At 59.4% G+C, this 6,633-nt stretch carries 5 protein-coding genes; all 5 read left to right on the top strand.

Annotated elements, in window-relative coordinates; genetic code table 11:
- Positions 1-528: 528 nt before the first annotated feature.
- The 5 genes from C1877_RS14780 to ftsZ all read left to right on the top strand — a co-directional run bounded on the left by C1877_RS14780 (position 529) and on the right by ftsZ (position 6,629).
- Entirely contained in the window at positions 529-1,911 is a 1,383-nt protein-coding gene (locus C1877_RS14780) for a reverse transcriptase domain-containing protein (protein WP_096226888.1), read from the top strand.
- 91 nt (positions 1,912-2,002) lie between these two features.
- A complete protein-coding gene (locus C1877_RS14775; protein ID WP_315970804.1) occupies positions 2,003-3,163 on the top strand; it encodes an AAA family ATPase in 1,161 nt (386 codons plus the stop codon).
- On the top strand, positions 3,142-3,708 hold the full coding sequence (locus C1877_RS14770; protein WP_015539752.1) for a hypothetical protein: 567 nt from the start codon (positions 3,142-3,144) through the stop codon (positions 3,706-3,708). Before C1877_RS14775 ends, C1877_RS14770 begins: the two co-directional genes overlap by 22 nt.
- Positions 3,709-3,717: 9 nt before the next feature.
- A complete protein-coding gene (locus C1877_RS14765) occupies positions 3,718-5,112 on the top strand; it encodes an RNA-binding domain-containing protein (RefSeq protein ID WP_114569500.1) in 1,395 nt (464 codons plus the stop codon).
- A gap of 380 nt (positions 5,113-5,492) precedes the next feature.
- Positions 5,493-6,629, top strand: a complete 1,137-nt coding sequence (gene ftsZ, locus C1877_RS14760; protein WP_041239412.1) for a cell division protein FtsZ — start codon at positions 5,493-5,495, stop codon at positions 6,627-6,629.
- The last annotated feature ends 4 nt before the right edge of the window (positions 6,630-6,633 follow it).

The following is a 6,633-nucleotide window of genomic DNA, read 5'->3' as shown; positions in this document are numbered from 1 at the left end:
TCCTCTCTGCCATGATCCTTGCCCCTACGCGGCCGCCCCCTTCGGGCCCGCCCTCGGACAAGGATTCTCGGACTCAACCGTACGCGTTCGGCTAACTTCAAGAGGAAAGGCAAAGTGTTCGGATCAAGTTGCTAATCAACTTGATTGTGGTTTTGACGCCTATTGGCTGATTGAAAAACTTGGGACTTCAAGAACGATAGAGTTAGAGTTAACATGATCTTGCACCGTGGAATTAGCCACGGTGGGGGAACACTGTCGTAAACATCCATCGATGGATGCTCACGAAATCTCCATCAGCTAGGCTAATGGTGCTGACAAACAGCGCGGCGAGGCTCATGGATGCGTTCCTTTCGTCTAAGGCGATTGTGCCGCAGATGAAGATTGCTTTACGGGCTTGACCCGAAAGGCGGCTACCGTTTCGCGATGAAGCGGTAAGGGCTGCGGGATGGCCGCAGCATTTATGTAAGCGAGCCGACCCTGAAATGGACGCCGCCCCTTGATAGGGCCGGCTTGCCGGGCAGACGAGATATGACGGATAGCATTCCTCCTTACATTAAGAAGCCGCATACGATAAAGTCGTACGTTCATTTTGATTTCAGGACTTCGTTCGCCGCCAAGGCCAACCTTGTCATGGATCCTGGTTTTGTAAAAAGCTATGCATTTTATCCCCTCATTCAGAGGGACTTGCGCCGCATGAAGCCCGATGGGCATGGCAAGTTTTTTAACGATCCACGTCCTATAAAATACGCCGCACACCTCGATAGATGCATTTATCAGTACTATTCGGGCTTGCTTAATGAACGATACAACGATGTTGCGACCGAAATCGGCATTGGCGATTGCGCTATCGCGTATCGCGCCCATCTCAAGGGGCAGTCAAACTGCGACTTCGCGTTGCGCGCTTTTTCGAAGATGAGAGATCTTGAAGCTTGTTTCGCTTATGCGGGGGATTTCGAGGACTTTTTCGAAACGCTTGATCATGCTTATCTGAAAAAGCAGGTTAGGCGATTGTTCCCTGGCGGTGCGATCCCGGACGATTATTACCATGTGCTGAAGAATGCAACCAGGCATTCGGTTTGGGATATAGAAAAGCTTCTCGACCACTACGGGCTTCCTTATACGAAGAGCGGCGTCAAACGACTCAACAACAGGGGCAGAGTGCTGAGCTCTGATGAGTTCAAAAACATGGTGGGCGCTTCGGTTGAGCGTCCATGGAGGGAAAACGGAGAAAAGGGTGTACCCCAGGGGCTTCCCATTAGTGGCACGCTAGCGAACATATACATGCTGGAATTTGATGCGGCAGTCAAAGCTGTAGCCGAAAGGCACGACGGTTTATATATGCGCTATTCGGATGATTTCATCTTCGTTGTGCCTACCGAGGAAGGGTTTGAAGAGGGGCGGGATGAGTTTTCACGTTTGGCCGGAACGATGCCGTCGTTGAAGATTCATCCACGTAAGACGCATTCGTTTAGGATGGTTGACGGAGGGGTTTACCTGCTCGACTCGGAAGACGAGCCGAAATGCGCTATCGACTATTTGGGGTTCTCCTTTGACGGTACGTCGGTGAGACTGCGGCAAAGAACTATCGGTCGTTTCTACAAGCGCATGTACAGGAGAGTAGGCCGGTTGTACAAATGGAAGTTCAGGCCAGCAAAAAAACGAGTCGATTCACTTTATCTGGAGTACAGTGATTGGGGCCGCAAGCCTAAGAGAAATGCCAAAGTGCGCGAGCGAGTTGGGAAGAGCGGAGGTCGAGGGAATTTTCTAACTTACGCCGAAAGGGCTCAGAATGCTTTTCCGAATGACCCCATTTTGGTCGACGTGAAAAACCATAAGCGCAAGATTCGGAGACGCGCTAAAAAAGTCCGCGAAAGTGGTCGCCGCCATCGATCGGCATTAAGGTCGACATGAAAAGCTCGACGCACCTCCCCGCTGCGAAAAAAGCGCCGCAAGGGGTTATTGCTCTTTTACGCTTTGTGAAAGGATCCTGATCGCTGGGTCGTTGTTGGTATACTTGGGCTTGCGAACCATATCCGACCGGCGGCGCGTTACTGTTGATATATGCCACGGGAACCTCCTTAAGAATTACGGGCTCGCCTTACTTCGTCGACAAGACGGGGGATATATCTGCATCACGCGTCCGCGTCGGTTAGGCAAGACGGTCAACGCGCAAATGCTGGCGAGCTTCCTCACGCGCGGCTTGGACGCGGCCCCGCTGTTCGAGGGGCTCGAAGTGTCCTGCGACCCTGCGGCCATGGCGCACCTCGGAGCCCACGACGTCATCTACATCGACTTCAGCGTGCTGCCTGACGAATGCGAGAGCTACCGAGATTACATCGACGCCATCCGCGCGGGCATCGTCGACGACCTCCGCGCGTTTGCTCCCGAGGCGGGCGTCGAGCCGCGGATCGGCCTGTTCGCAGCGCACGAATGCGTCTACGATGTCACGAAAGCGCAATTCTGCTTCATCATGGACGAATGGGACTCCCTGTTCTTCAACCCCCTGTTCACCGAGGACGGCCAGCGCTCGTTCCTCATGCTCCTGAAGCAGCTGCTCAAAACCAAGCCCTACGTCGAGCTCTCCCACATGGCGGGCATCCTCTCCATCGCCAAGCACTCCACGGGCTCCGAGCTGAACATGTTCGTCGAGTACGGCGCCGTGGAGGATCTGCGTTACGACCGCTTCTTCGGGTTCACCCAGGACGAGGTGTGCGAGCTCTGCGCTCGGCACCTCGCATGCACACCGGACGCGCGGGTAGGCTACGAGGGGCTCGAGCACTGGTACGACGGCTACCTCACCGAGGACGGCGAGCGCCGCTTCAACCCGCGGTCGGTGGTGCTGGCGCTCATCGACGACAGCCTGCGCAGCTGCTGGACCGAGTCGGGCCCCTACGACGAGATCCACTGCTACGTGCGCAACAACATCGCCGCCGTGCGCGACGACCTGGTGCGCATGGCAGCCGGCGAGCCGGAGCGCGCGGAGATGGAGAACTACGCGGCCTCGTCCATGAGCCTGTCCACGAAAGACGAGATATTCTCGGCCATGGTGGTGTACGGTTTCCTCACGTACTACGACGGGTGCGTGTCCATCCCCAACCACGTGCTCATGCTGAAGTCCAGAAGCTGCTGGCCAAGGAGGGCATGGGCTACGTCGCGCGCCTGACCCGGCGCAGCGAGGACATGCTGGACGCCACGCTTCGCGGCGACGTGGCGACGATGGCCGAGGTCATCGAGGCGGCCCACGACCAGGAGGTGCCGCTCCTGCGCTACGCGAATGAAGCCGACCTGGCGGCGCTCGTGAACCTCGTCTACCTCGCAGCCCGCGACCGCTACGCCGTGCGTCGCGAGGAGCCGGCCGGCAAGGGCGTGGCCGACGTGACGTTCATTCCCCGCAATCTCGCCGAGGCGCGCTGGCGTCCCTTCATCGTGGAGCTGAAGACGGGCGGCACCGCCGCAGAGGCTGTCGCGCAGATCCGCAAACGTGACTACGCCGCGCTCTTCGCCGACGGCCTGCTGGGGAAACGCGGGTCGGCTCGCTCCCTGGCCGTCGGCATCGCCTGGGACCCGAAGACCAAGACCCACGACTGCCTCGTCGAAGAGCTGCAAGTGGTTCCGCTGCTTCCCGGGCGCATAGTGCGCGTATTCCGGCCATATTCCGGCCATATTCCGGCCAATCGTGTAAAATGGCCAGAAAAGAACCGAGGGTAAGGAGGGCGCATGGAGGGTTCGAAGCTCGATGGCTATCTTTCCCGGGGTGAAGGATTGTCGTTGGAGTTCAAGCGCTGCGGCAATCAGCCGGGAGCGGATACGTTCGAGACGATCTGCTCGTTCGCGAACAGGCAAGGGGGCAGTATCCTGCTCGGCGTGTTGGACGATGGAGCCGTTGAGGGGATCGACGCAAGGGCCGTCAGCGCCATCGAGCGCAATATTGTGAACGTGGTGAACAATCCCGATCTATTCAACGTCCCGCCGGCGATAGAGTTCGAGCGCATAACCTTCGGGGGGGGGGGGGGGCTTATCGTTCTTCGCATTTGGGTCCCTATGGGCCCCATGGTGTTTCGTTTCAGGGGGACGGTGTATGATCGTGCTGCCGACGCCGACATCCGCGTGAAGAGCGATGCTCAGATCAACGCGCTTTACCTGCGCAAGCAGAACTATTACACCGAGCGTCGCGTGTATCCTTGGGTGACCGAGCAGGATCTGCGTTTGGACTTGATACCTCGGGTCAAAAGCATGATCTTGGTGAACAGGATGAACCACCCATGGCTCTCCTTGGAGGTCGACGAGCTGTTCCGCAGCTCCCGCCTCTATTCGCGCGACCCTGAAACGGGCAAAGAAGGGTTCACGGTGGCAGCTATCATGCTGTTCGGCAAAGACGACCTCATACTCGACGTTTCTCCCGCTTACCGCACCGATGCCGTATTGAGGAGAGAGAGCGTCGATCGCTACGATGACCGTCTCGTTGTGAAAACCAATCTATTGGAGGCTTACGATCTGCTCGTTGGTTTCTGTGAGAAATGGCTTCCGGACTCGTTTGCCCTCGAGGGCATGCAGCGGGTAAGCGCAAGGGACGTCATCGTTCGAGAACTCGTTTCGAACGCGCTTATTCACCGCAAGTTCATCAGCCCCTATATCGCCAAGCTTGTTATCGATGAAGAGGGCATTCGAACGAAAAACGCAAGCCGCTCCCTGTACTCCGGGCCGCTGACTCCCGACAATCTCGATCCGACGCCGAAAAACCCCATTATCGCTAATTTCTTCTCCCAGATCGGACGTGCAGAGGAATTGGGGAGTGGGACTCGAAACATCTTCAAATACTCCCGACTCTATTCGGGTCAGGATCCCGAACTTGAGGACGGCGATTTCTTCAAAGCGTTCGTTCCGGTTCCCGGTGCTTCGGGGCGGCCTCGCAATGCTGCCGGCTACGAAAGCGGCACCGAATCGGTTGTGATGGCGATGCTTGCCGAGCGCGATAGCGTGACTGCGTCCGAGGTTGCGAGGTTCACGAATGCAAGCGCGAGGACTGTGAGGCGTCGCTTGGGGGCCATGGTCGAGAAGGGGGTCTTGGTCACGACGGCAGGCGGTCGATCGACCTCCTACAGGTTGCCGTAGCTCGCCAACCATGCTAGTAGGTCCAATCAGCCTGTTGGCGAGGGGTCTCCCCTCTCCACCAGGCTGTCAGCGTCGCCTGGGATTCATGGTCAAGGCGCATGACTGCATCTTCGAGGTGGCCCGCGCTCCAATTCGCGCACAGGCCCTGATTCCGAGCGGCGGCGGGTGCCGCCCTCCTTGCGATCGATCCGCATGCGGCGGTCGATCGGCGGCCGCAATCAACCGCTGCACCGCCACCGGTTTCATATTGTGGACGTGCGGTTTTCATTACCGCGGCGTAATTTGCAAATGGTTGAGCATCGTGTACAATAACCCCACGTGAACTGTACCCACGTTGGGAAAACGCAGCATAAAGAAACGCAGCAGGTGTGGAGGATACAATGCCAAACAAAATGGGTTCCGAGCATTTGGCGGTCATCAAGGTCGTCGGCGTCGGCGGCGGCGGCACGAATGCCGTGAACCGTATGGTCGAGGCGGGGGTGAAGGGCGTCGAGTTCATCGCCGTCAACACCGATCGCCAGGCGCTGCTCATGTCGGATGCCGACAAGACGATCCACATCGGCGAGGAGCTGACGCGCGGCCTTGGCGCCGGCGCGAATCCCGAGGTGGGCTGCCAGGCGGCCGAGGAGAGCCGCGCGGAGATCCGCGAGGCGCTGGCCGAGGCGGACATGGTGTTCGTCACCGCCGGCGAAGGCGGCGGCACGGGCACGGGCGCCGCGCCCATCATCGCCGAGATCGCGCGCGAGGAGATCGGCGCGCTGACGGTCGGCGTGGTCACGAAGCCGTTCTCGTTCGAGGGGCGCACCCGCCGCAACCAGGCGGAGCAGGGCGTCGACCTGCTGTCCCAGAAAGTCGACACGCTCATCGTCATCCCGAACGACCGCCTGCTCGAGATCGTGGACAAGAAGACGAGCATGCTCGACGCGTTCCGCATCGCCGACGACACGCTGCGCCAGGGCATCCAGGGCGTCACGGACCTCATCACCATCCCCGGCCTCATCAACCTCGACTTCGCCGACATCCGCACCGTCATGAAGGATGCGGGCACGGCCATGATGGGCATCGGCCTGGCTTCCGGCGAGAACCGCGCGCTCGACGCCGCACAGCAGGCCACGAACTCGAACCTGCTCGAGACGTCCATCGCGGGCGCCTCGCGCGTGCTGTTCTCCATCGCCGGCGGCCCGGACCTCACGCTCACCGAGGTCGACGCGGCGGCCCGCACCGTCGAGGCCTGCGCCGACGACAACGCCAACATCATCTACGGCCAGATCGTGGACGAGGGCATGGGCGACCAGGTGCGCATCACCGTCATCGCCACCGGCTTCAAGGCAAGCGCGCAGCAGCAGTCCTCCATGGACTTCTCGCGCAAGGACCTGTTCGCGTCCACGACGCCCGAGCCTGCCGCGCCGTCCATCCCGCAGCAGTCCATGCCGCCGGTGTCGTTCTCCACGTCGTCGAACAACGGCCGCTTCGCGGACGAGGACTACATTCCCGACTTCCTGAAGCGCCAGCGCTAGGGGC

The organism is Gordonibacter pamelaeae, from assembly GCF_003340385.1.
Taxonomy (GTDB): Bacteria; Actinomycetota; Coriobacteriia; order Coriobacteriales; family Eggerthellaceae; genus Gordonibacter; species Gordonibacter pamelaeae.
The sequence above is the reverse complement of the archived record's forward strand: the minus strand, read 5'-3'. Positions and strand labels throughout refer to the sequence as shown.